The sequence below is a fragment of the Jiangella muralis genome (genome assembly GCF_001270745.1).
GTDB lineage: Bacteria > Actinomycetota > Actinomycetes > Jiangellales > Jiangellaceae > Jiangella > Jiangella muralis.
Genome location: NZ_LFXL01000046.1, coordinates 1 through 23,108 on the forward strand (window position 1 = coordinate 1; position 23,108 = coordinate 23,108).

Genomic DNA, 23,108 nt, shown 5'->3' on the forward strand with positions numbered 1-23,108 from the left:
GGATGACCGGCCGCCTCCCGGCGCAGCCGGCCCAGCGCCCGCAGCACCCCCGCCGACGTACGCGGGCCTAGCCGGCGGGCCAGCGGGACGGCCAGCCGGGCGCCGGTCCACGCGCGCACCGCGTCACCATCGACACGCAGCAGCGTCGGCGCCCACTCCGGGTCGCCCGCACGGCGCCGCCAGTCCTCGACGCCGGGATGGCGCAGCGGCAACACCTCGAGCCGGTCTCCGGCGGCCCGGGCGACGGCGGCCGAGATCTCCCGGCAGGTACCGCATGAGGCGTCGAAAGCGAGAATCCAGCGTTCGGTCATGGCGTCCTCCTGGTGGCAAGGGGCGGACGCCCAGCGTGGACCGGCGACGCCTTCATCCCGGCGTCGGAACGGCGTCGCCGCCGGTCAACTCCGGCGGTTGAGGCGGCGCAGCTGCGCGATGCGGATGGTGCCGACGATCGTCGCCAGCAGCCCGGCACCCGCGGCCGCGATCAGCAGCGCGACGGAGAGCGGCACGGTGCCGTCCATCCAGAGGAACGTGACGTCGACGGTCTCGGTGTTCTGCGCGATGAACACGATCAGCAGGCCGAGCATCAGCACGGTGACGCAGATGCCGACCCAGACCGCGCCGGTGCGCGAGTGCGGCAGCTCCCCGGTGCGCTTGCCGTGCCGGCCCTCGCGAGTGCGCGTCTCGCCGTTCGGCGTCTCGCCGTTCGGCACGTCGCCGCTGGGCGGCTCACCGTTCGGCGGCTCGCCGCCGTTTGCCGCGCCGCCGTTCGGCGGCTCGCCGTCCGCGGGCGGCGCCGTGCCGGCCGGGCGGTCGTCATCGGGCGTCGTCATGCGATCACCTCCCCGTGGTCACATCGGTGACACTCGTCACACTAGTCAGCCGCTCCCCACCCAGCACCCGTTTCGCTCGATCGGTACGGGCGATGAGCGCGGCCGCCTCGTCCAGCGCAGCCAGCAGCGCCGTAGTGGCGGGCGGGTCGGGCGGGTCGCCGTAGGTGGCGGCGACGACCCGGCGTGGCGGGACGTCGAGCCGGGTGACGGTGACGGCGGGGTCGCGGTGGGCGCTCAGGGCCAGCCCGGGGATCGTCGTGACGCCCAGGCCGGCGGCGACCAGGCTCTGCATGACGACCATGTCGTCGGTGGTCGAGGTCAGCCGCGGGGTGAAGCCGGCCTGCTCACACAGTTCGACGAGGTGGGCGCGGCACCGCTCGCAGCCGCCGATCCACGCCGCGTCGCGGTGGTCGGCCAGGGTGCCGCCAGCACCGCCGGTGAGCAGGTACAGCGGGTCGTCGAGCAGGTGCCGCAGCCGGACGCCGTCCTCCTCGGGCGCGGTCTCGTCGAAGCGGAAGATCACCGCGACGTCGACCTGCCCGCCCCGCAGCAGCCGCAGCGCGTCGCCGGGATGGGTGTCGGTCAGCCCCAGCTCCAGGCCCGGGTGCCGCTCGGCGAGGACGGCGGCCGCGCGCGGCACCAGCGCGCTCATGACCGAGCCGAACCCGGCCAGCCGGACCCGCCCCGCCCGCAGCCCGACCAGCGTCGACAGCTCCGCCGCCGCGGAGTCGACCCGGCCGATGATCTCCGCCGCGCGCTCGGCCAGCAACCGGCCGGCCTCCGTCAGCCGGATGCCGCGGCCGACCCGCTGCAGCAGCCGCGCGCCGGTCTCGGTCTCGAGCCGGGCGAGGTGGTGGCTCAGCGACGGCTGCGTGTAGTGCAGTTCGCGCGCCGCAGCGGTGACCGAGCCGTGCCGGTGGACCGCGTCGAGAACGCGAAGCTGCACCAAGCTGACCATTCATAGAGCCTACTCATGGGTCAGCGCGGAAATCGGCATTGGACCTATCCGTGCTGGCCGGGCACGCTTTCCACATGACGACGTTCGCCCTCGCCGCACTCGTGCTGATCATGATGCCGGGCCCCGACCAGGCCCTCATCACCCGCAACGCACTCGTCGGCGGCCGCGTCGGTGGGGTGCTGACGATGGTCGGCGGCGTGCTCGGCCTGGCGGTGCACGCGACCGCCGCCGCGGTGGGCCTGTCGGCGCTGCTGCTGGCGTCGGCCACCGCGTTCACCGTGCTGAAGATCGCCGGCGCGGCGTACCTGCTGTGGCTGGCCGTGCAGCTGCTGCGCTCGGCGGCGCGGTCGCGGCGCTCGCCCGAGCCGGCCGGCGACCTGGCGCCGGCGCTGCGATCGGCGTGCCTGCGTCAGGGCTTCCTGTCGAACGCGCTCAACCCCAAGGTCGCGCTCTTCTTCGTCACGTTCCTGCCGCAGTTCCTGTCCGCCGACGCGGGCTCGGCGCGCGCGGAGGCGCTGCTGCTCTCGGCGGTGTTCGCGCTGCTCTACCTCGCCTGGTTCGGCCTCTACATCGCCGCCGTCGACCGGCTGGGCCGCTGGCTGCGCCGTCCGGCCGTGAGGGCGCGGATCGAGCAGGTGACCGGCGTGTTGCTGGCCGCCGTGGCGATCAGGCTGGCGACGGCGGCGAACCACTGACGGGGGCCTCGGCCAGGTCCGCCAGGTCGCCGGGCGGCAGCGCCGACAACTCCGTCAGGGCCCGGACGAACCCGCGGCGGTCGGTGGCCGGCAGCCTGGACAGCAGCCGCTCCTCGCGCGACCGGATGCCGGCGGTGATCGCCCGTCGCACCCGGCGCCCCTCGGCGGTGATGGCGAGCAGCCGGGCCCGGCGGTCGTCGGGGTCGGGGGTGCGGGTGATCAGCCCGGCGTCCTGCAGGTCGTCCAGCGTGCCGATGATGCGGGTCTTGTCGGCCCCGATGGCCTCGGCCAGCGCGGCCTGGGTGCGGATGGGCGTGCGGTCGAGCGCGGTCAGCACGGAGTAGCCCCACATCGCGACGCCGTGCGCGTCGAGCACCGGCTGCTCGACCGCGAGCAGCGCCCGCACCACGGGGTACATCATGGCGGCGAGATCGCGGCGGTCGTCGGACTGCACCTCCCGAAAATACCAATGGCGCAATCATAAGCAATAGCCTACGATCAACGCATGCACATCATCGACCTCGACGCCCGGGCGGTCCGGGCCAGCGCCGAGCTGGTCTCCACGGCGTCCGCCGCCGACCTCTCCAAGCCCACCCCGTGCCTCGGCTGGACGCTGTACGGCCTGCTGGCGCACATGACGACGCAGCACTACGGGTTCGCGGCCGCCTCGCGCGGCGACGGCGACCCCGCCACCTGGAAGCTGTTGTCGCTCGGCGCCGACCCCGTCCACGCCTACCTCGACTCCGCCGAGCACGTCATCGCCGCGTTCGCCGCCGACGGCGTGCCGGAGCGCGCGTTCCCGCTGCCCGAGTTCCGCCCCGAGCCGTTCCCCGCCGAGCAGGCCATCGGCTTCCACCTGGTCGACTACGTGGTGCACGCCTGGGACGTCGCGAAGACGCTCGGCGCCGGCCTCGAGCTCGACGACGACGTCCTCGACGCCGCGCACGCCGTGGCCGCGGTCGTCCCGGCCGGGCCGGCGCGGCTGGCGCCGGGCGCGGCGTTCGGGCCGGTGGTGCCCTGGAAGGGCGGGTCGCGGCTCGACCAGCTGGTCGCCCACCTCGGCCGCTCCCCCGCCTGGACGTCTCCATTCGAGCCTCACTTCGCGTCGGCGTAGGTGCGGGCGACGGCGACGCTGAGGGGGAACTGGACCGGGAAGTCGCCGAAGAGGAGGCGGCCGGCCTCGGCGGCCGCGGCCTGGACCTCGGCCGCCACCGCGTCGGCGAGCCCGGCCGGGGTGTGCACCACGATCTCGTCGTGCACGAAGAAGACGAGGTGGGGGCGGCCGGCGAACGGGGCCGGCACCAGGCCGTCGGGGAGGTCGGCCGGTCCGAGCGCCCACAGCCGCCGCCGGATGGAGGCGATCCAGCACAGCGCCCACTCCGCCGCCGTCCCCTGGACGACGAAGTTGCGGGTGAACCGGCCCCAGGAGCGGGCGGACGCCCGGGCCTTGGCGACGTCGTCGTCGCCGGCGTCGTCCTGGTAGGCGCCGGACTGCGCCTCGTGCCAGGTGGCGCCCGGCAGCGGCGACGACCGGCCGAGGTGGGTCGTGACGATCTCGCCGCGCTCGCCCGCCCGCGCCGCCTCGTCGACGAACGCCAGCGAGCGCGGGAACGTCTTCGCCAGCCGCGGCAGCACCTGCCCGCTGGACCCGGTGGTGCCGCCGTACATGGCGCCGAGCATGCCGACCTTGGCCAGCTCGCGGGTCGGCACGGCGCCGGACGCGACGATGCCCGCGTACATGTCCGCGCCCCGGCCGTCGGGACCGCGACCGGCCGCCGCCATGACCTCGTCGCCGGCCATGGCGGCCAGCACGCGCGGCTCGAGCTGCGCGGCGTCGGCGACGACGAAGGTCCAGCCGGGGTCGGCGACGACGGCCCGGCGGACGCTCTTGGGCAGCTGCAGCGCGCCGCCGCCGCTGGACGCCCACCGGCCGGTGACGACGCCGCCGACGACGTACTCGCTGCGGAACCGGCCGTCGCGCACCCACGCCTCGAGCCAGGCCCAGCCGTTCGCCGTCAGCAGGCGGTACAGCGACTTGTACTCCAGCAGCGGCTCGACGACGGGGTGGTCGAGCTGCTCCAGCTCCCACTTGCGCAGCGTCCGCGCGCCCACACCGACCCGCTCGATGGCCCGCAGCAGGTCGCGCGGGGAGTCGGGGTTGAGGCCGGCCGGCGCGCCCAGCGCGGCCCGGATCTCGTGCGCCAGCTCCTCCAGCCGGGCCGGCCGCTCCCCCAGCCGCGGCCGCGGCCCGAGCGTCTCGGTGAGGACGGCGTCGTGGACGTCGGCCAGCCAGGGCAGCCCGGCGTGGTACATCTCGACGGCGGCCAGCGCGCCCGCCGACTCGGCCGCCAGCAGCAGCCGCAGTCGCCCGGCCGCCGCCGATCCGGCGAGGACGGCGTCCTGCAGCGCCAGCTCGGCGACCGGGTCGGGCCCTTCCGCCGGCCCCGACGACGGGCCGGGCGCGGCGAACAGCACGGCCGGCGCGTCGGCGGACGTCAGCGACGCGGCCGGCAGGGTGTCCCACGGCCCGGGCGGCGCGTCGGCGGGCCCGGGCCACGCCGCCAGCGCCGATCCCCGCAGGATGCGGTGCGCCAGCCGCAGGTCGTGGGAGCGGTCGACCCGGACCCCCGCGGCCAGCAGCCCGGGATACCACCGGTTCGTGTCGTCCCAGGTCCAGCGCGCGGCGGCGCCGGCCGACGCGACGACGGACGGCAGTTCGCCCAGCGCGACCCGCCGGCCGTCGACGCGCACCGAGCCGTCGGGCGACGGAATCACGACAGGCTGCACACGCTCATCCTGCCGCCCGGCACCGACAACGGCCGCGTCAACTCCGACTACTCGCGGAACAGCGCGCTGTACGCGTTCAGCGCCGGCTGGCCGCCGAGGTGGGCGTAGAGGACGGTCGCGTCGCCCGGGATGTCGCCGCCGGTGACGAGGTCGACCAGCCCGGCCATCGACTTCCCCTCGTAGACGGGGTCGAGGATGACGCCCTCGAGCCGCCCGGTGAGCCGTATCGCGTCCAGCGTCGACTCCACCGGCACGCCGTACCGGTCGCCGGCCCAGCCGGGCAGGACGGTGATCTCGTCGTCGCGCAGCGGCCGGCCCACGCCGATCAGCTCGGCGGTGGCGCGGGCGATGCGGGCCACCTGGTCGCGGGTCTGGTCGAGCGTGGCGCTGGCGTCGATGCCGACGACCCGGCGCGGCCGCCCGCCGGCCTCCTCCAACGCGGCGAACCCGGCGATCATGCCGGCCTGGGTGGAGCCGGTGACCGCGCAGACCACGATGGTGTCGAAGAAGACGCCCAGCTCGCGCTCCTGCGCCTCGACCTCGTACGCCCAGTTGGCGAACCCGAGCCCGCCGAGCCGGTGGTCCGACGCGCCGGCCGGGATCGGGTACGGCCGGCCGCCGCGCGCCGTCACGTCCTCGATCGCGCGGGTCCACGACTCCTTGAACCCGATGCCGAAGCCGGCCGGGTCGAGCCGCACCTCGGCGCCCATGATGCGGCTGAGCATGATGTTGCCGACGCGGTCGTTCAGCGCGTCGGGCCAGTCGACCCAGCTCTCCTGGACGAGCACCGCCGTCAGGCCGAGCGACGCGGCGACGGCGGCCACCTGGCGGGTGTGGTTGGACTGGTAGCCGCCGATGGACACCAGCGTGTCGGCGCCCTGGGCCAGCGCGTCGGGGACGATGTACTCCAGCTTGCGGGTCTTGTTGCCGCCGTAGGCGAGGCCGGAGTTGCAGTCCTCGCGCTTGGCCCAGACGGCGGCGCCGCCGAGGTGCGCCGTCAGCCGCGGCAACGGGTGCACCGGACTGGGCCCGAAGGTCAGCGGGTGGCGGGGGAAGTCGCTCAGCGCCATGGTCACTCCTCGGTGGTCGGCAGGCTGTGCCAGGTGTCGAAGGCGACGGCCGCCGCCCGCTCCGCGTCGCCGGCGGCGCACAGTCCGATCAGTTCGTCGTGTCGGGCGACGGACGCGCGCCCGGCCAGGGTGGAGAAGCGCAGCCGCTCGGCCCGGCGCAGCACCGGCGTGTACGTCTCCAGGACGGCGGCCAGCGCGCGGTTCGCGGCGACGGCGACGGGGACGGCGTGCAGCTCGTCGTCGGCGCGCAGCGCGGCCTCGACGTCGCCGCTACGGACCGCCGCGCGAAACCGGTCGTTGGCGGCGCTCATGGCGTCGAGGTCGGCCGCGGTGAGGCCGGCGACGGCGGCGCGGACGGCGACCTCGTGCAGCGCGGCGACCACGTCCCGCGCGTCGCGCAGGTCGCGCACGTCCAGCGGGCTCACCACCGTCGAGCGGCCCGGCTTCGCGACCACCAGCCCGGCCTCGGCCAGCCGCAGCAGCGCCTCGCGCACCGGCGTCCGGCTGACCCCGAGCCAGGCCGCCAGCTCGGCGTCGCGCAGCTGCTCGCCGGGCGCCAGCACGCCGCCGACGATCGCCTCGCGCAGCCGTCCGTAGACGTCGTCGCGCAGCAGCCGGCGGCCGATCGCGGGTTCTCCGTGCGGAACGGGCATGCAATATATTGCACACCAAAGGGCGTTAGGGGCGCAAGAGCACCTTGATCGCCGTCCGCTCGTCCATCGCCCGGTACGCCTCGGCGGCGTCGTCCAGCGGGAGCACCCGGTCGAAGACCCGGCCGGGGTCGATCCGCCGCGACCAGACCAGGTCGATCAGCTCCGGCAGGAACCGGCGCACCGGCGCCGGGCCGCCGAGCAGGTGCACCTGGGCGAAGAACAGCTCGCGGCCGGGCAGCTCGACACCGTGCGAGACGCCGACGAAGCCGACGTGGCCGCCGGCGCGGGTGGACCGGATCGCCTGCATCATCGACTCCTGCGTGCCGACCGCCTCGATGACGCCGTGCGCGCCGAGCCCGCCGGTCAGCTCCTTCACCCGCGCGACGCCGTCGTCACCGCGCTCCGCCACGACGTCCGTCGCGCCGAACTCGCGGGCCAGGGCCTGACGGGGCGCGTGCCGGCTCATCGCGATGATCCGCTCCGCGCCGAGCCGCCGCGCGGCCAGCACGCCGAGCAGGCCGACGGCGCCGTCCCCCACGACGGCGATGGTGCGGCCCGGGCCCGCCTGCGCCGCGACCGCCCCGAACCACCCGGTGCCCAGCACGTCCGAGGCCGCCAGCAGCGACGGCAGCAGGTCGTCGTCCGGCGGCCCCGGCGTCGCCACCAGAGTGCCGTCGGCCAGCGGGATCCGCAGGTACTCGGCCTGCGCGCCGAGCGAGCCGATCGGGACCGCGTCGACGCAGCGGGCCTGGTACCCGGCGCGGCAGATCTCGCAGGTGTTGTCCGACGCGATGAACGACCCGACGACGGTGTCGCCGGCGGCGACGGTGCGGACATCGGCCCCGATCTCCTCGACGACGCCGACGTACTCGTGCCCCATCGGCACCGGCCGGGACGGGCGGCTGACGCCGCGGTAGGTCCACAGGTCCGAGCCGCACACGCAGGACGCGACGACTCGGATCACCGCGTCGGACGGCCGCTCGATGACCGGGCCGGCGCGCTCCTCGACGCGCACGTCGCCGGGTGCGTACAGAACTGCTCCGCGCATGGGTGGGTCTCCTCGTCTCCGCCGGTACGCCGGCACCGTCCCACCCACCGTCCCACGCCCGGCCCGGCGGCGGGACGAAGGTCCCGGGCCACTCGGCCGTCAGCCCCTGGCACGACGACGGCCGCGGGAGGACGCTGGAGACATGACAACCGAGCAGAGCAAGCCCATCGTCGTCGGCGTCGACGGATCCCCCGACAGCGGCATCGCCCTCGACTGGGCGGTCGCCGAGGCGACGCTGCGCGGCGCCCCACTGTACGCCGTCTACGGGCTGTGGATGCCGATCGCGGCCGCGCCGTTCGGCGGCGCCGCCGTGCTGCCGCCGTCCGACGAGCTGCGCGCGTACGCGACCGAGGTCCTCGACGCGGCCCGGCAGCGGGCGAAGGACGCGGCGCCGGACCTCGACGTCGACACCTTCCTCGTACTGCGGCCGCCGGCCCAGGCGCTGCTCGACGTCGCGAGGGACGCGGGGCTGGTCGTGGCCGGCAGCCGCGGACTGGGCACCATCGGCGCGCTGGTGCTGGGCTCGGTGAGCGGACGGGTCGCGGCGCACGCGACCTGCCCGGCGGTCGTGGTCCCGCCGCACGAGGGCGCCGGTGACGGCTCCATCGTGGTCGGCGTCGACGGCTCGGCCCTCGGCGACGCGGCGCTGCGGTTCGCGCTGACGGAGGCCGGCCTGCGCGCCGCCCGCGTCGTCGCCGTCGGGGCGTTCCGGATGCGCGGTCACACGACGGCGCCGGAGCAGCAGGAGACCGAGGAGCTGGTGATCGCCGCGGTGGAGCGGGCCCGCACCGCCACCGGTTCCACCGCCGACGTCTCGGTCGTCGTCGCGCCCGGCTACCCGGCCGAGGTCATCGTCGAGGCGGCCGCCGACGCCTCCCTGGTCGTCGTCGGCTCGCGCGGCCGCGGCGACGTCCGCAGCATGCTGCTCGGCTCGACCAGCCGGGCCGTGCTGCACCAGGCCGCCCGACCGGTCGCCGTCATCCACGGCTGAGCCCCTACGGCGTGCGCCGGGCGGTGTACGCCCGCGGGAGTAGCGGCGCGCGCGGTTACGCCCCCGGCCGGACGCGGCCGGGTGCCCGCGGCCGCGAAGGTCGGTGGCATGAAGCTCACCCAGCCGACCGGCACCCCGTCCCCCACCGCCGACGCGTCCGGAGAGGGGCCGTTGCGGCGGCTGCTCCGGGCGCTGCACGACCACCCGCGCCGCGCGCTGGTGGCGCTGTTCCTGTTCGTGGCCGTCGCCGGCGCCGTCGGCGGGCCGGTCGCCGGGGCGCTGCGGTCCGACGGCGGGTTCACGCCGGGCGACGCCGACTCGGTGCGCGCCGTCGAGCGGATCGAGGCGGCCACCGGGCTGCAACCGTCGCCGGGCGTGGTGCTGCTGGTGGAGACGCCGCCGGGCAGTGGTGACGCGGCCGTCGAGGCGGCGGCGGACACCCTGGCCGGCATCGACGGCGTCGCGCGGGCCGACGTCGCGGGCGCGGCGCCGGACGGGACGTCGGCGCTGGTCGTCGGCACGCTGGCGGCGGACGCGGACGAGGCGGCCACGGCCGAGGCGGCGCTCGACGCGTTCGCTGACGACGACGGTGTCACGGTCGGCGGCGGCGCGGTCGTCGGTGTGCAGCTGGGCGAGCAGATCGGCCAGGATCTCGCCCGCGCCGAGACGTTCGCATTCCCGGTGCTGATCCTGCTGTCGCTGCTGATCTTCGGCGGCCGCGCCGCGGTGCTGCCGCTCGCGGTCGGCGTCACCACGGTGCTCGGCACGTTCCTCGCGCTGACCGGGATCAACCAGGTGTACGGCGTCAGCGTGTTCGCCCTGAACCTCATCATCGGCCTCGGGCTGGGCCTGGCGATCGACTACACGCTGTTCCTGCTCACCCGCTACCGCGAGGAACTGGACCGGCAGGGCCCGACCCTCGGCGCGGTGCTGACGACGATGCGGACGGCCGGGCGCACGGTGGTGTTCTCGGCGGCGACGGTGGCCGTCGCGCTGGCGACGCTGCTGGTGTTCCCGATGGGCTTCCTGCGCTCGATGGGCCTGTCCGGCGCCGTCGTCGCGGTCGTGGCGGCGGCCGCGGCGCTGGTGGTCAGCCCGATGATCTTCGGCCTCTGGGGCGCGAAGCTGGCCCGCCGCCGGAAGAGCGACGCCGCCGAAGGCCGCTGGTACCGCGTCTCGCACGCCGTCATGCGCCGCCCCGGGCTGATCGCCGTCGCGACCGCCGCCGTGATGCTCGTGCTGGCCGCGCCCGCCCTGCGCACCGCGTGGACGCCGGTCGACGGCACCATCGTGCCGCCCGGGCAGAGCGCCCGCGTCGTGTCCGACACCGTCGAGAACGAGTACGGCGGCACCGGCACCACCCCCGTCACCATCGCCGTCGAGGGCGACGGCGCCGCCGAGCTGGCCCGGCAGGCGTCCGGGCTGCCCGGCGTCGTCGCGCCGGCCGAGGCCGTCGACCTCGGCGGCGGCGTGTGGCAGGTCGACCTCGACGTCACCGGCGACCCGGCCGGCGAGGACGCCCGCGCCGTCGTGACGGAGGTCCGCGAGCTGGCCGCCGACGGCGGTGTCGACGCGCTGGTCGCCGGGCCGGCCGCCGACTTCATCGACCAGCAGGACGCCATCGCGGACAGCCTCCCGCTGGCCGTCACGCTGCTGGTGCTGCTGACGATGGTGGTGCTGTGGCTGATGACCGGGTCGGTCGTGCTGCCGGTGAAGGCGGTCGTGATGAACGCGCTCACCGTCGGGGTGGCGCTGGGCGCGCTCACCTGGATCTACCAGGACGGCCGGCTCACCGGGCTGCTCGGCTACACGCCCAACGGCGGCATCGAGCCGACCAACTTCCTCATCGCCGCCGCGGTCGTCTTCGCGCTCTCCACCGACTACGGGGTGTTCCTGCTCGGCCGGATCAAGGAGGCGCGCGAGTCCGGCGAGCCGGAGCGCGAGGCCGTCGCCGTCGGCCTGGGCCGCACCGGCGCCGTCGTCACCGCGGCCGCGCTGCTGCTGGCCGTCGCGATCGGCGCGTTCAGCAGCAGCGAGATCTCCTTCATCCAGCAGATCGGCATCGCGACCGCGATCGGCGTCCTCGTCGACGCGTTCGTCGTCCGCTCGCTGCTGGTCCCGGCCCTGATGGGCCTGATGGGCAAGTGGAACTGGTGGGCCCCGATGTGGCTGCGCCGGGTGCACGACCGGATCGGCGTCACGGAGAGCTGACGTACTCCCCCGGGAGGACGACGGGCCGGTCGCCGTCCGTCTACCGTGACGTCCATGAGCCTGCTGGCCGGCACCGTCCGCGAGCGCGTCGTCGACGCGCTCGCGGCCGTGCTGTGCGCGGCGCTCATCTGCGCCGACATGGTGTGGTCACCGGACGTGGAGCTCACCGCCGCCGGGGTGGCCGTGGCCGTGCTGGCGTCGCTGCCGATCCTGCTGCGCCGCCGGGCGCCGGTCGTCGCGTTCGTGGCGGCGATGCTGCTGATCTTCGCCGTGCTGTCGTTCGCGCACGTGTACGTCGCCGTCGTCGGCCCGGCGATCATCTGCGGCTACACGCTGGCCGCGGCCCGCGGCCGCCGTGCCGCCCTGGTCGCCGGGGCCGCGTCGCTGCCGCTGGTCGTGCTGATGCTGCAGCTCTACAGCCCGCACGAGTACCTCAGCTGGAGCACCGCGCAGAACCTCGGCTACGTCGCCATCCCGCTCGCGCTCGGGGTCGCCGCGCACGACCGCCGCGCCTACACCGAGGCGCTGGTCGACCGCGCCGAGTCGGCCGAGCGGACCCGCGAGGAGGAGGCGCTGCGCCGGGTCGGTGAGGAGCGGCTGCGCATCGCCCGCGACGTCCACGACGTCGTCGCGCACGCGATGGTCGCCATCAACGTGCAGGCCGGCGTCGGGGCGCACCTGCTGGACCGCGACCCGGAGCAGGCCCGCTCGACGCTGCGCGAGATCAAGCGGGTCAGCGGCGCGTCGCTGGACGACCTGCGCTCCATCCTCGGCCTGCTCCGCGAGGAGGGCGCCGAGGCCGTCGTCGCGCCGGTCCGGCCGACCCAGGGCCTCGCCGGCATCGAGGACCTGCGCGACGGCCTCGGCTCGGCCGGCGTCGACCTCGACGTCGACCTCGACGTCGACCTCGACCCCGCGATCGGCGCGCTGCCGGCCGCCATCGACGCCACCGGCTACCGCATCGTCCAGGAGGCTTTGACCAACGTGTTGCGCCACGTCGGGCCGACCACCGCCCGGGTGCGGGTCGCCCACCACGACGACCTGCTGCTGATCGAGGTCGAGAACGACCGCGGCCGCGGCCCCGCGCCGGACGGCCACGCCGGCTCCGGCAACGGCCTGCGCGGCATGCGCGAGCGCGCCGCCGCCGTCGGCGGGTCGCTCGAGGCCGGGCCGCGGGCCGGCGGCGGCTGGCGGGTCGCGGCGTCGCTGCCGGTGGGCGCGCCGTGACCGCCGCGATCCGGGTGCTGCTGGTCGACGACCAGACGCTGGTGCGCGCGGGCTTCCGGGCGCTGCTGGACGCCGAGCCCGGCATCGAGGTGGTCGGCGAGGCCGTCGACGGCGCCGAGGCGGTCCGGCTGGCGGTCGAGACGGTCCCCGACGTCGCGCTGATGGACGTCCGCATGCCGCACGTCGACGGGCTGGAGGCCACCGGGCGCATCACCGCCGACGCGCGGCTGTCCGGGGTCCGGGTGATCGTGCTGACGACGTTCGAGCTGGACGAGTACGTGTTCGGCGCGCTGCGGGCCGGCGCCGCCGGGTTCCTGCTCAAGGACGTCGAGCCGGAGGCGCTGGTCGAGGCGGTCCGGCTGGTGCACGACGGCCAGGCGCTGCTGGCGCCGCGGGTCACCAAGCGGCTGATCGAGGCGTACGTGGCCGCCGCGCCCGCCGAGGCGCCGCCGTCGCCCTCGCTCGACGACGGCCGGCTGGCCGGTCTCACCCCGCGGGAGCGGGAGATCCTCGCGCTGGTCGGGCGCGGCCTGTCCAACCACGAGATCGCCGAGCACCTGGTGCTCTCGCCGCTGACCGCCAAGACGCACGTCTCCCGGCTGTTCTTCAAGCTGGGCGCCCGCGACCGCGCCCAGCTCGTCGTCACCGCCTACGAGACCGGCCTGGTGACCGCTTCCTAGGTTCGGGTCTGGCCGACGTACGCCTCCGCGTGCTCGTGCGCGCCGGCGTCGTTCCGCGCCTCCTCGTAGGTGTCGCGCAACGGGCCGTACCAGACTCCGCTCGTGTTGCCGTCGGCGTGCTGGAACGCGGTGCACGTGGCGTAGAACGCGACCGCCGGCTCCGGCACCCGCGTCTCCGGCCCGCGCCGGACCGGACGCGTGGTGACGTACGGCAGGTTCGGGTCGCCGGGCGTGAACTCCCACTCGCCGCCGGAGAGCTCGGCCGTCCCGATCGGCATGCCGCCGAGCAGCACCGTGGCGTGCGTCGCCGAGCCGTGACCGTGCAGCAGGTCCGGCGACAGGTACACCGTCTCGAAGCCCTGCTCCCGCATGGCCTTGACGATCGGCAGCCCGTGGTACGGGTCGTGGTCGGTCATGAGGTTCCCCCTCCGCCCGGATCCACTGTGGACCCGGACGGCGGGCCGGTCAACGGGCTCGCGCGTTGCCGTCCGCCCAGGCCAGCAGCTCGGCCTCCATGGACCGGAACCGGTCCGGCTCGGCGGCGGCGAGGTCGTGCCGCGGCCGGCCCAGCATCCCCCTCGTCGTCGACCGCGACGGCGCGTTCTCGGTCGGCGTGCACATCGACGGCCAGGTACGGCTGCGCCGCCAGGAGCGCACGCCGCAGGCGACGAACCCGCCCGAGGTGACGGCGCTGATCGCGGCGACCGCCGACGCGGTGATCAGCGAGGCCGGCGTCGACCGCGACCGCGTGCTCGGCCTGGGCATCGCCGCGCCCCCGCCGCCCTCCTCGTCGGGGAGTCGTGACCTCGACCAACGCGGGCTTCGTTGCTATGGTGCGGCCATGATGACGGGATGGGCGGCAGCGCAGACGGCGACGTCTGAGCCTGCCCACGTCATCGCCGGTCCGGCGTTGCTGGCGCTCCAACTGGCCCTGACCGCCCGCGGTGTCCGCGGCCTCGACGTCCTGCGCCGCAGCGTCGACCGCGCCCCGCCCCGCTGCCGCTGACCCCGTCACTCAGCTCACGCGCCGGCGGCGCGTGAGCCCTCAGCGCGCCCGCGGCGCGCACCCTCCAGGAGCAGCAGCATGACCACGCCCACCTTCCCCGCGATCGACCGCGACGCCCGCGCCCGCATCGAGGACACCCTCACCGAGGCCGCCGCCAGCCGGCAGCGCCAGCTGGACGAGCTCGCCGAGTCCGCCGGCGACTCCCCCGCCGCCGCCCACCGCGCGAGCGTCGCCCGCATCCTCAACGACGTCGAGGCGGCCCAGAACCGGCTGGCCCGCGGCACCTTCGGCGCCTGCGAGCGCTGCGCCGCCGCCATACCCGTCGAGCGGCTGGAGCTGCGCCCGTGGACGCGGCTGTGCGTCGGCTGCGCGAGCCGCTGACCTACTGACCCACCCGGCCGTCGATGCACTCGCGCAGCAGGTCGGCGTGGCCGCAGTGGCGGGCGTACTCCTCGACGCGGTGCACCCACAGCTCGCGGACGGCGATGCCGTCGCGGCCGACCCGCATGCCGAGGTCGGCGTACCCCGTCAGGACCTCGTCGGTGGCGGCCTGCTCGCGGGCGAGATCGGCGAACGCGCCGTCGACGACCGCCTGGTCGCCGACGGCGCCGTCGAAGTCGGAGTCGCGCGGCCCGTAGAGCTTCGGCGCCGGGTCGTCGGGCCGGACCCAGTTGCGCCAGTCGCGCTCGACCTCGGCCAGGTGCCGCACGAGGCCGAGCAGCGACATCGTCGACGGTGGCACCGAGCGGCGGGCCAGCTGCTCCGCGTCGAGCCCGTCGCACTTCATCCGCAGCGTCAGCCGGTAGCTGCGGAGGTAGTCGCGCAGCGTCGCCAGCTCACCGTCCGGGCTGACCCCCTCGGAGTCGCGCGGGTCGTCCGCCGGGTCGACCCACATATCGGCGTACACGGTCGCTCGGGTCCACCGTTCCGGTGCGTCGCTCATCCTCAGACGATGGTGCGCGGCGCCCGGCCGCGCAACCGAATTTCGCCACGCCGAGTGATGCGGTTGATGCGTGGGCGATGCGGCGCCGTCGGCTCCACTCGTGTTCGGAGCACCTCACCCGCCGTGGCGCCGGATGAGGGTGGTCGGCGGCGGCCATACGGTGCTGGCGCGGGTGAGGTGCACCCGCCGCGCGTGATGTGGCCGCCCCGGCGCACCGTTAGCCGTTCCTGACGCCGCACCGTTTGGCCGCCCTCGACTCTCGCCGTGTGCCCAGACTGCCCCCGTCCCCCTGATAGGGCCGCGGGACCGCGGGTCAAACGGACCCCAACGCGTGGAGTAACTGACGGTCAGGAGCGCACCGGCCGGCGCCCGCCGGGGCCGAGGTTGGGCCGGACCGAGTCGCGCACGATGAGCTGCGTGGCCAGCTTCCGGTGCACCAGCCCGGGGCCCTCGCCGCGAGCGTCGGCCTGGTGCAGCGCCAGCCGCACGGCGGTGCGGCCCAGCTCCTCGTGCGGGATGTGGACGGTGGTCAGCCCGAGGTCGGCGGCCACGGCGAGGTCGTCGTAGCCGACCATCGACACGTCGTCGGGGACCCGCAGGCCGTGCTCGCGCAGCGCCTGGATGGCGCCGGCCGCCGCGGGGTCGTCGCCGGCGAAGATGGCGGTGAAGTCGACCGGCCCGGCCTCCAGCCGCGCCGTCATCATCTGGTAGCCGGGCTGCCGGCCGAACTCGCCGGCGACGATCAGCGACTCGTCGGACTCGACGCCGAAGTCGGCCAGCGCGCGCAGGTGCCCGGCCAGCCGGCCCTCGGCGGTGGTCTGGCCCGGCTGCTTGCCGAGGTAGAGGATGCGCTCGTGCCCCTGCGTCAGCAGGTGGCTGGTGGCCGCGTACGCGCCGCCCTCGTTGTCGAACTCGACGACCACGGCCGGGACGTCGCGGGCCAGCGGCGGCCGGCCGACCAGCGCGAGCCGGGAGCCGGCGGCGTCGAGCGCCTGGGCGAACTGGCGCATCCGCGCGTGGTAGGCGTCGTCGGCGACCACGGTGCCGACCAGCACGACGGCACGGGCGCCCTGCTCGCGCATCAGCTGGATGTAGGCCAGCTCCCGCTCGGGGTCGCCGCCGGTGGAGCAGACGAGGCAGAGGTGCTTGTCGTCGGTGGCCTGCTCCTCCACGCCCTGGGCGATGTAGGCCTGGAACTCGATGGCCACCGAGCCGACCAGGATCGCGACGGTCTTCGAGGCGCCACCGGCCAGCGCCCGCGCGTGCGCGTTGGCGACGTAGTCGAGCTCCTCGACCGCGCGCAGGACCTTGTCCTTCGTGCTGGCCGCGGTCGGGTACCCGCCGGCCAGGACCCGCGAGACCGTCGACATCGAGACCCCGGCACGGGCCGCGACGTCACGGAGGGTGGCGCGGCCGGGTGCGGCCGTCAGGTCGTCAGTCATCGGTCCTTCGCTCCCTCGTGTCTGCGGACCTCATCCAAGCATGGAGCCAGGATAGAAAGCGCTTGCGCAAGAGTTGTCATGGTACCGAGCGCGACGACGCCCGGCAATCCTGACGGCGATAGCCCAGCTAGACGGCCTGAAGATCGGGTCACGCGGCGGACGACATGATTCGCGCGGTCCGCGCGTGTTGCACCCCCTGCAACGGCCGTCGACCGAATCGTTGACACGTTTGTGGAAGCGCTATAGCTTGGTGCGTCATTCGTCCAGGACCTCAGCGAGGAGGCGCCATGAACGACCGTTCGTGGACGACCAGACCCATCACCCGCCGTCGCCTGCTGATCGCCGGTGGCGCCTCCGCCGGGCTCGTGGCGCTGTCGAGCTGTTCGTTGCTCGACACCGACCCCGCAGGCGGCGGCGACGGCCCGTCCGAGGCACCCGGCACCGACCTGCGGGAGTCGCCGCAGCTGGCCGCCCGGGTCGAGGCCGGCGAGCTGCCGCCGCTGAGCGAACGGCTCCCGGCGAACCCCTCCGTCATCGAACCGGTGGACCGGCCGGGCGTCTACGGCGGCACCTGGACCAGCGCGCTGCTCGGCCCCGAGGACGAGGCCTGGCTGCAGCGCACGCTCGGCTACGACCCGCTGATGCGGTGGAACCCGGAGTGGACCGAGGCCATACCGAACATCGCCGAGTCGGTCGAGCAGTCCGACGACGGGCACGAGTTCCTCATCACGCTGCGGGCCGGGATGAAGTGGTCAGACGGCGCCCCGTTCACCGCCGACGACCTCGTCTTCGCGTTCACGGACTTCCTGATGAACAAGGAACTGTCCCCCGCGTCCCCGTCGTTCCTGAGCAACGGCGGGCAGCCGGCCACGCTGACCCGGGTCGACGACCAGTCGGTGCGGTTCACCTTCGCCGAGCCGAACGGGCTGTTCCTCGAACAGCTCGCCCTCATCAACAGCGGCGACATGCTGGTCACCCTGCCCCGGCACTACCTGCAGCAGTTCCACGCCGCCTACACCGAGGGGGTCGACGCGGTGGCGGCCTCGGCCGGCTTCGCCTCGTGGACGGAGCTGATGCTGGCCCGCTCGGAGACCTACCAGAACGCCGAGAAGCCGACACTGAACGCCTGGATGCTGACGAACGCGCTGGGCGACGCCACGACGGTGACGGCCGAGCGCAACCCGTACTACTGGAAGACCGACCCGGACGGCCGCCAGCTGCCCTACCTCGACAGCCTTTCCTTCGAGGTGGTCTCCGACGCCGAGGTCATCCTGCTGAAGGCGACGAACGGCGAGTTCGCCTTCCACACGCGCCACGTCACCAGCCTGGCCAACAAGCCGGTCCTCGCCGAGGGCCGCGAAGAGGGCGGCTACGAGTTCATGACGCTGAGCAGCAGCCTGATGAACGAGATGGTGATCTTCCTCAACCTGACCCACCAGGACCCGGTGAAGCGGGAGGTCTTCACCAACAAGGACTTCCGCATCGGGCTGTCGCACGCCATCGACCGCGCGGAGTTGAACACCGCGACCTTCCAGGACGAGGGCGAGCCGTGGCAGGCCGCGCCGTCGCCCGACTCGCGCTTCTTCGACGAGGAGCTGGCCACCCAGTACCTGGAGTTCGACGTCGACCTCGCCAACGAGGCGCTGGACCGCGCCGGCCTGACCCAGCGCGACGGCTCCGGCTTCCGGCTCGCCCCGGACGGCAGCCCGCTGGCCATCGAGGTGGAGGTCGCCGAGCCGGGCGTGGTGCCGTACTGGCTGGACGCGATGAACCTCGTCGTCGGCTACTGGGCCGAGGTCGGCATCAACGCGCGCACCCGGCCCGAGGACCGGACCCTGTTCAAGGAGCGCACCGAGGCCAACCAGCACGACGCCGGGGTGTGGGTCGGGCCGGGCGGGCTGGGCGACGAGACCCGCCGGCCGTTCTTCTACCTGCCGACGATGCGCTTCGAGCAGGCGTTCGCGCCGGCGTGGGCGCAGTGGTACCAGTCCAACGGCGCGCAGGGCGAGGAGCCGCCGGAGCCGACCCGGCAGCAGTGCGAGCTGTTCTGGGAGCTGGCCCGCACGCCGGACCCGGACCAGCGGGACGAGCTGTTCGGCCGGATCCTCGAGATCGCCCGCGACCAGTTCTACGTCATCGGCACGCTGCGGGTGCCGACCGGCTACGGCATCGTCCGCAACGACTTCCACAACGTGCCGGAGGAGATGCCCGAGTCGTTCGACTACGCCACGCCTGGCGGGTCCAGCCCCTGCCAGTACTTCATCGAGTAGGGGTCGCGGGTGCTGACCTTCGTCGCGCGCCGCGTCGCTCTGATGATCCCGACGCTGGTGCTGATCTCGATCGTGACGTTCACGATCATCCAGCTGCCTCCCGGCGACTTCCTGACCACCTACGTCACGAACCTCAGTGCGCAGGGCGAGCAGGTCGACCCGGCCGAGGTGGCGGCGCTGCGGGCGCGGTATGGGCTGGACGAGCCGCTGCCGGCCCAGTACCTCACCTGGATCTGGGGCATCGTGTCCGACGGCGACTTCGGCCGCTCCTTCGAGTGGAACCGGCCGGTCGCGGAGATGATCTCCGACCGGCTGCCGCTGACCATCGTGTTCATGGCCGCGACCGTGGTCTTCACCTGGATCATCGCGTTCCCGATCGGCCTGTACTCGGCGATCCGGCAGTACTCGATCACCGACTACGTCGCCACCACCATCGGCTTCCTCGGCCTGGCGATCCCGAACTTCCTGCTCGCGCTGGCGCTGATGTGGATGGGCCTGAACGTGTTCGGGCAGGACTCCGTCGGCGGGCTGTTCTCACCGGAGTACAGGGACGCCGCCTGGAACCTGGGGAAGGTGCTGGACCTGGCGGGGCACCTGTGGGTGCCGATGGTCGTGCTCGGCACCGCCGGCACGGCCGGCCTGATCCGGATCCTGCGCGCCAACCTGCTCGACGAGCTGCGCAAGCCGTACGTGACGGCGGCCCGGGCGCGCGGCATGCCGGAGCGCCGGCTGCTGCTGCGGTACCCGATGCGGGTGGCGCTGAACCCGTTCGTGTCGACGATCGGCTGGGTGCTGCCGGTGCTGATCGGCGGCGAGGTGATCGTCTCGTCGGTGCTGTCGCTGGAGACCACCGGGCCGCTGCTGCTGTCGTCGCTGCAGAGCCAGGACATGTACCTGGCCGGCTCGATCATCCTGCTGGTCAGCGTCATGACGGTGATCGGCACCCTGATCTCCGACCTGCTGCTGGCCTGGCTGGATCCGCGGATCCGGCACGGGATGGCCTGAGAGGACGCCGTGAGCCGACCAACCGACGTGGACCCCGCGACCCCCGACGCCGAGCTCGCCGTCGCGTCGCAGCGCACCCTGGTGTGGCGGGCGCTGCGCCGGCACAAGCTGGCGATGGCCGGGCTCGTGATCACCTGCCTGCTCTACCTGGTGGCCGTGTTCGCCGACTTCCTGTCGCCCTACGACCCCGGCGACATCAACGCCGACTACGCCTACGCGCCGCCGCAGCAACTGCACGTCGTCGACACCTCCGACGGCTGGGACTGGGGCCTGTACGTCAACGGCTACGAGCAGACCCGCGACCCGGAGACGCTGGCGCAGACGTTCCGCGAGAACCCGGACGAGAAGATCCCGGTCCGGCTCTTCGCCCGCGGGCCTGAGTACAAGCTGTTCGGCCTGATCAGCACCGACATCCACCTGCTCGGCCCGGACGACCCGGACGGTCCGCCGATGTACCTGCTCGGCGCCAGCCGGACCGGCCACGACCAGCTGTCGCGGATCCTGCACGGCACCCGGATCTCGATGTCGATCGGCCTGGTCGGGCTGGCGATGGCGTTCGCCCTCGGCGTGGTCCTCGGCGGCGCCTCGGGCTACTTCGGCGGCAAGGTCGACGCCGTCATCCAGCGGGTGGTCGAGTTCTTCATGTCGGTGCCGGCCATCCCGCTGTGGCTGGGCCTGGCGGCGGCGCTGCCACGGGACTGGGGACCGCTGCAGCGCTACCTGGCCATCACGGTGATCCTGTCGATCATCAACTGGACCGACCTCGCCCGCGTCGTGCGCGGCCGGTTCCTGGCGCTGCGCGGCGAGGACTTCGTGACGGCGGCCTACCTCGACGGCATCAGCCGGCGGCGGATCATCGGCCGGCACCTGCTGCCGTCGTTCTCCAGCCACCTGATCGCGGCGATGACGCTGTCCATCCCGGCGATGATCCTGGCCGAGACGTCACTGTCGTTCCTGGGCCTGGGGCTGCGCCCGCCAACGGTCAGCTGGGGCGTCCTGCTCAGCGACGTCGACGTGCGGGCGCTGGAGACGGCGCCGTGGCTGCTGCTGCCCGGCCTGGCCGTCGTCACCGCCGTCCTGGCCATCAACTTCCTCGGCGACGGCTTGCGCGACGCCGCCGACCCCTACCAGTCCTGACCGCCGAGGAGCGACCGTGAGCCGATCCGATGTCCTGCTGGACGTGCAAGGGCTGAAGACCCACTTCGGGACCGACGACGGCGTCGTCCGGGCGGTCGACGGGGTGGACCTGAGCCTCGCCCGCGGCCGCACGACCTGCCTCGTCGGCGAGTCGGGGTGCGGGAAGTCGATCACCGCGCGGTCCATCCTGCAACTGGTCGACCCGCCGGGACGGATCACGGCGGGCCACGTCTGGTGGCACGGCGACCCGGACGCGGCGGAGCCGGCCGACCTCGCCGCGCTGGACCCGCGCGGCGAGCGGATGCGGGCGATGCGCGGCGCCGACATCTCGATGATCTTCCAGGAGCCGATGGCCGCGATCTCGCCGATGTACACCGTCGGCGAGCAGCTGGTCGAGGCCATCCAGCTGCACCTGCCGCTGTCGCGCCGCGACGCCACCGACAAGGCGGTGCGCCTGCTCGGCCGGGTCGGCATCCCGCGGCCGGAGCAGCGGATGCACGCCTACTCGTTCCAGCTCTCCGGCGGGATGTGCCAGCGGGTCATGATCGCGATGGCGCTGGCCTGCGAGCCGTCGCTGCTGATCGCGGACGAGCCGACCACCGCCCTGGACGTCACGACGCAGGCCCGCATCCTCGACCTGCTGGCGGAGCTGCAGGCCGACACCGGCATGGCGATGCTGTTCATCACGCACGACCTCGGCGTGGTCGCGGAGATCGCCGACGACGTCGCCGTCATGTACCTCGGCCAGGTGGTCGAGGAGGGCTCCGTCACCGACGTGTTCGACCACCCGCGCCACCCCTACACGCAGGCGCTGATCGCGTCGGTCCCGCGGCTGGGCAGCCGGGGCGGGCGGACGTCGCGGCTGGCCGCCATCGAGGGGATCGTCCCGCACCCGCTGCTGCGCCCGGCCGGCTGCTCGTTCCACCCGCGCTGCCACGCGCCGGTCGGCGACGCCTGCCAGGAGCTGCCGCCCGAGCTGCACGCCGTGGACGGCGGACCGGCGGCGCGCTGCCACTGGTACGACGACGCGGTCCGGCCGGAGGGGCGGACGCTGCCGGTCATCCCCGTCGCGCCCACGATCGCCGTCACTCCCCCGGCGCCGGTCCCGCGCGAGGAGGCGGCGCCGGTCCTCGAGGTGCGCGACCTCACCGTGCACTACCCGGTGAAGCGCGGCCTGCTCAACCGGACCGTCGGGCACGTCCGGGCCGTCGACGGCGTGAGCCTCACCATCGCGCCGGGCGAGACGCTGGGCCTGGTCGGCGAGTCCGGGTGCGGCAAGACCACGCTGGGCCGGGCGGTCGTGCGGGCGCTCGCGCCGACGTCCGGGCAGATCAGGTACCACGACGACAAGGGCACGGTCGACCTGGCCGCGCTGCCCGACTCCGCGCTGCGCGCGTACCGCGGCCAGGTCCGGATGATCTTCCAGGACCCGTTCAGCGCGCTGAACCCGCGCATGACGCTGCTGCAGCTGCTGGCAGAGCCGTTCCGCAACCCGGCGCTGCGCCGCGACCGGATCGGTTCCGAGACCGAGCAGCGGGTGGCCGACATGCTGGTCCGCGTCGGGCTGCGCCCGGAGTACATGCGCCGCTACCCGCACGCGTTCTCCGGCGGCCAGCGGCAGCGGGTGAACATCGCGCGGGCGCTGATCACCCGGCCGCGGCTGGTGGTCGCCGACGAGGCGGTGTCGGCGCTCGACGTCTCGGTGCGCGCACAGATCCTCAACCTGCTCGCCGACCTGCGCGACGAGTACGACCTCACCTACCTGTTCATCAGCCACGACCTGTCCGTCGTGGAGCACCTGTGCGACCGCGTGGCGGTGATGTACCTCGGCCGGATCGTCGAGACCACCACCACGGACCGGCTGTTCGACACGCCACGGCACCCGTACACCGAGGCGCTGCTCTCGGCGGTGCCGGTCGCCGACCCGCACCGCCGCGGCGACCGGGCGGCGCAGCTGCCCGACGAGCTGCCCGACCCGGCCGCTCCCCCGCCCGGCTGCGCGTTCCACACCCGGTGCCCGCACGTGCAGGCCGAGCGCTGCGGCACCGAGGTCCCGCAACTGCGCGGCATCGCGCCCGACCACGACGTCGCCTGTCACCACGCCGAGGCTCTGGAGCTGCGCGGCGTACGCAACCCGATCTCGTCGCCGAGCTGA

Annotated in this window: 22 protein-coding genes and 1 pseudogene; 12 read left to right on the forward strand and 11 right to left on the reverse strand. The window is 74.2% G+C overall.

The window, feature by feature from the left end:
• From ACW62_RS29625 to ACW62_RS29635, 3 genes and pseudogenes are all read right to left on the reverse strand, one after another.
• Nucleotides 1-311: pseudogene (locus tag ACW62_RS29625) on the reverse strand (bacteriocin fulvocin C-related protein); the annotation flags it as partial.
• An 84-nt stretch (nt 312-395) separates the two neighbouring features.
• Nucleotides 396-830, reverse strand: a complete 435-nt coding sequence (locus tag ACW62_RS29630; RefSeq protein ID WP_053207736.1) for a lipopolysaccharide assembly protein LapA domain-containing protein — start codon at nt 828-830, stop codon at nt 396-398.
• Nucleotides 831-834: 4 nt separating this feature from the next.
• Nucleotides 835-1,788 (reverse strand): LysR family transcriptional regulator, encoded by a 954-nt coding sequence (locus ACW62_RS29635; RefSeq protein WP_083460323.1) that lies wholly within the window; start codon nt 1,786-1,788, stop codon nt 835-837.
• 74 nt (nt 1,789-1,862) lie between these two features.
• On the opposite strand from ACW62_RS29635, the gene ACW62_RS29640 reads away from it, so the two are divergent.
• Nucleotides 1,863-2,483 carry a LysE family translocator gene (locus tag ACW62_RS29640; RefSeq protein WP_053207737.1) on the forward strand — a complete coding sequence of 207 codons (621 nt, stop codon included), beginning with the start codon at nt 1,863-1,865 and terminating at the stop codon, nt 2,481-2,483.
• On the opposite strand, the gene ACW62_RS29645 is transcribed toward ACW62_RS29640, so the two are convergent.
• Nucleotides 2,455-2,904 carry a MarR family winged helix-turn-helix transcriptional regulator gene (locus tag ACW62_RS29645; protein ID WP_053207771.1) on the reverse strand — a complete coding sequence of 150 codons (450 nt, stop codon included), beginning with the start codon at nt 2,902-2,904 and terminating at the stop codon, nt 2,455-2,457. The genes ACW62_RS29640 and ACW62_RS29645 overlap by 29 nt on opposite strands.
• A gap of 84 nt (nt 2,905-2,988) precedes the next feature.
• Between ACW62_RS29645 and ACW62_RS29650 the strand changes: the two genes are divergently transcribed.
• Nucleotides 2,989-3,597 carry a TIGR03086 family metal-binding protein gene (locus ACW62_RS29650; protein ID WP_053207738.1) on the forward strand — a complete coding sequence of 203 codons (609 nt, stop codon included), beginning with the start codon at nt 2,989-2,991 and terminating at the stop codon, nt 3,595-3,597.
• Here the strand turns inward: ACW62_RS29650 and ACW62_RS29655 are convergent.
• Genes ACW62_RS29655 through ACW62_RS29670 form a run of 4 tightly spaced genes read right to left on the reverse strand, consistent with a single transcriptional unit; the run spans nt 3,579 to nt 8,041 of the window.
• Nucleotides 3,579-5,270: a bifunctional 3'-5' exonuclease/DNA polymerase gene (locus ACW62_RS29655; protein WP_083460324.1), complete on the reverse strand. Its 1,692-nt coding sequence runs from the start codon at nt 5,268-5,270 to the stop codon at nt 3,579-3,581. The two genes, ACW62_RS29650 and ACW62_RS29655, sit on opposite strands and share 19 nt — an antisense overlap.
• 47 nt (nt 5,271-5,317) lie before the next feature.
• The gene (locus ACW62_RS29660) at nt 5,318-6,340 is read right to left on the reverse strand and encodes a 1-aminocyclopropane-1-carboxylate deaminase (RefSeq protein WP_053207739.1); all 1,023 of its coding nucleotides are present in this window, start codon (nt 6,338-6,340) and stop codon (nt 5,318-5,320) included.
• A 2-nt stretch (nt 6,341-6,342) separates the two neighbouring features.
• Nucleotides 6,343-6,993: a GntR family transcriptional regulator gene (locus ACW62_RS29665; protein WP_053207740.1), complete on the reverse strand. Its 651-nt coding sequence runs from the start codon at nt 6,991-6,993 to the stop codon at nt 6,343-6,345.
• Between the two features lie 25 nt (nt 6,994-7,018).
• The gene (locus ACW62_RS29670) at nt 7,019-8,041 is read right to left on the reverse strand and encodes a zinc-dependent alcohol dehydrogenase family protein (RefSeq protein WP_053207741.1); all 1,023 of its coding nucleotides are present in this window, start codon (nt 8,039-8,041) and stop codon (nt 7,019-7,021) included.
• Between the two features lie 142 nt (nt 8,042-8,183).
• On the opposite strand from ACW62_RS29670, the gene ACW62_RS29675 reads away from it, so the two are divergent.
• The 4 genes from ACW62_RS29675 to ACW62_RS29690 all read left to right on the forward strand — a co-directional run bounded on the left by ACW62_RS29675 (nt 8,184) and on the right by ACW62_RS29690 (nt 13,150).
• Nucleotides 8,184-9,032 (forward strand): universal stress protein, encoded by an 849-nt coding sequence (locus tag ACW62_RS29675; RefSeq protein WP_053207742.1) that lies wholly within the window; start codon nt 8,184-8,186, stop codon nt 9,030-9,032.
• 108 nt (nt 9,033-9,140) lie between these two features.
• Nucleotides 9,141-11,243: an MMPL family transporter gene (locus ACW62_RS29680; RefSeq protein WP_083460326.1), complete on the forward strand. Its 2,103-nt coding sequence runs from the start codon at nt 9,141-9,143 to the stop codon at nt 11,241-11,243.
• A 54-nt stretch (nt 11,244-11,297) separates the two neighbouring features.
• Nucleotides 11,298-12,470: a sensor histidine kinase gene (locus ACW62_RS29685; RefSeq protein ID WP_053207743.1), complete on the forward strand. Its 1,173-nt coding sequence runs from the start codon at nt 11,298-11,300 to the stop codon at nt 12,468-12,470.
• Entirely contained in the window at nt 12,467-13,150 is a 684-nt protein-coding gene (locus ACW62_RS29690) for a response regulator (RefSeq protein WP_205629688.1), read from the forward strand. The genes ACW62_RS29685 and ACW62_RS29690 overlap by 4 nt, the downstream gene beginning before the upstream one ends.
• Here the strand turns inward: ACW62_RS29690 and ACW62_RS29695 are convergent.
• A complete protein-coding gene (locus tag ACW62_RS29695; protein ID WP_053207744.1) occupies nt 13,147-13,566 on the reverse strand; it encodes a hypothetical protein in 420 nt (139 codons plus the stop codon). The genes ACW62_RS29690 and ACW62_RS29695 overlap by 4 nt on opposite strands.
• Nucleotides 13,567-13,664: 98 nt before the next feature.
• On the opposite strand from ACW62_RS29695, the gene ACW62_RS35470 reads away from it, so the two are divergent.
• Both ACW62_RS35470 and ACW62_RS36320 read left to right on the forward strand, forming a co-directional pair.
• Complete coding sequence (locus tag ACW62_RS35470; protein ID WP_205629689.1) at nt 13,665-14,156, forward strand: hypothetical protein; 492 nt, start codon at nt 13,665-13,667, stop codon at nt 14,154-14,156.
• 78 nt (nt 14,157-14,234) lie between these two features.
• Nucleotides 14,235-14,537 (forward strand): TraR/DksA family transcriptional regulator, encoded by a 303-nt coding sequence (locus ACW62_RS36320; RefSeq protein WP_053207746.1) that lies wholly within the window; start codon nt 14,235-14,237, stop codon nt 14,535-14,537.
• 1 nt (nt 14,538) lies between these two features.
• Here the strand turns inward: ACW62_RS36320 and ACW62_RS29710 are convergent, their stop codons facing one another.
• Nucleotides 14,539-15,099, reverse strand: a complete 561-nt coding sequence (locus ACW62_RS29710; protein ID WP_053207747.1) for a DinB family protein — start codon at nt 15,097-15,099, stop codon at nt 14,539-14,541.
• Nucleotides 15,100-15,446: 347 nt separating this feature from the next.
• Nucleotides 15,447-16,541 (reverse strand): LacI family DNA-binding transcriptional regulator, encoded by a 1,095-nt coding sequence (locus ACW62_RS29715; RefSeq protein ID WP_053207748.1) that lies wholly within the window; start codon nt 16,539-16,541, stop codon nt 15,447-15,449.
• A 287-nt stretch (nt 16,542-16,828) separates the two neighbouring features.
• Here ACW62_RS29715 and ACW62_RS29720 point away from each other — a divergent pair, with 287 nt between their 5' ends.
• Genes ACW62_RS29720 through ACW62_RS29735 form a run of 4 tightly spaced genes read left to right on the forward strand, consistent with a single transcriptional unit; the run spans nt 16,829 to nt 23,108 of the window.
• Complete coding sequence (locus ACW62_RS29720; RefSeq protein WP_053207749.1) at nt 16,829-18,811, forward strand: ABC transporter substrate-binding protein; 1,983 nt, start codon at nt 16,829-16,831, stop codon at nt 18,809-18,811.
• A gap of 9 nt (nt 18,812-18,820) precedes the next feature.
• Nucleotides 18,821-19,816 carry an ABC transporter permease gene (locus ACW62_RS29725; RefSeq protein ID WP_157575070.1) on the forward strand — a complete coding sequence of 332 codons (996 nt, stop codon included), beginning with the start codon at nt 18,821-18,823 and terminating at the stop codon, nt 19,814-19,816.
• A 9-nt stretch (nt 19,817-19,825) separates the two neighbouring features.
• Complete coding sequence (locus ACW62_RS29730) at nt 19,826-20,953, forward strand: ABC transporter permease (RefSeq protein ID WP_053207750.1); 1,128 nt, start codon at nt 19,826-19,828, stop codon at nt 20,951-20,953.
• Between the two features lie 16 nt (nt 20,954-20,969).
• Entirely contained in the window at nt 20,970-23,108 is a 2,139-nt protein-coding gene (locus tag ACW62_RS29735; RefSeq protein WP_083460327.1) for an ABC transporter ATP-binding protein, read from the forward strand.

Coding starts and splice junctions, on each gene's coding strand:
- ACW62_RS29630 (WP_053207736.1), bottom strand. CDS start 830: ATGACGACGCCCGATGACGACCGCCCGGCCGGCACGGCGCCGCCCGCG.
- ACW62_RS29635 (WP_083460323.1), bottom strand. CDS start 1,788: ATGGTCAGCTTGGTGCAGCTTCGCGTTCTCGACGCGGTCCACCGGCAC.
- ACW62_RS29640 (WP_053207737.1), top strand. CDS start 1,863: ATGACGACGTTCGCCCTCGCCGCACTCGTGCTGATCATGATGCCGGGC.
- ACW62_RS29645 (WP_053207771.1), bottom strand. CDS start 2,904: ATGATGTACCCCGTGGTGCGGGCGCTGCTCGCGGTCGAGCAGCCGGTG.
- ACW62_RS29650 (WP_053207738.1), top strand. CDS start 2,989: ATGCACATCATCGACCTCGACGCCCGGGCGGTCCGGGCCAGCGCCGAG.
- ACW62_RS29660 (WP_053207739.1), bottom strand. CDS start 6,340: ATGGCGCTGAGCGACTTCCCCCGCCACCCGCTGACCTTCGGGCCCAGT.
- ACW62_RS29665 (WP_053207740.1), bottom strand. CDS start 6,993: ATGCCCGTTCCGCACGGAGAACCCGCGATCGGCCGCCGGCTGCTGCGC.
- ACW62_RS29670 (WP_053207741.1), bottom strand. CDS start 8,041: ATGCGCGGAGCAGTTCTGTACGCACCCGGCGACGTGCGCGTCGAGGAG.
- ACW62_RS29675 (WP_053207742.1), top strand. CDS start 8,184: ATGACAACCGAGCAGAGCAAGCCCATCGTCGTCGGCGTCGACGGATCC.
- ACW62_RS29680 (WP_083460326.1), top strand. CDS start 9,141: ATGAAGCTCACCCAGCCGACCGGCACCCCGTCCCCCACCGCCGACGCG.
- ACW62_RS29685 (WP_053207743.1), top strand. CDS start 11,298: ATGAGCCTGCTGGCCGGCACCGTCCGCGAGCGCGTCGTCGACGCGCTC.
- ACW62_RS29695 (WP_053207744.1), bottom strand. CDS start 13,566: ATGACCGACCACGACCCGTACCACGGGCTGCCGATCGTCAAGGCCATG.
- ACW62_RS35470 (WP_205629689.1), top strand. CDS start 13,665: ATGGACCGGAACCGGTCCGGCTCGGCGGCGGCGAGGTCGTGCCGCGGC.
- ACW62_RS36320 (WP_053207746.1), top strand. CDS start 14,235: ATGACCACGCCCACCTTCCCCGCGATCGACCGCGACGCCCGCGCCCGC.
- ACW62_RS29710 (WP_053207747.1), bottom strand. CDS start 15,099: ATGAGCGACGCACCGGAACGGTGGACCCGAGCGACCGTGTACGCCGAT.
- ACW62_RS29715 (WP_053207748.1), bottom strand. CDS start 16,541: ATGACTGACGACCTGACGGCCGCACCCGGCCGCGCCACCCTCCGTGAC.
- ACW62_RS29720 (WP_053207749.1), top strand. CDS start 16,829: ATGAACGACCGTTCGTGGACGACCAGACCCATCACCCGCCGTCGCCTG.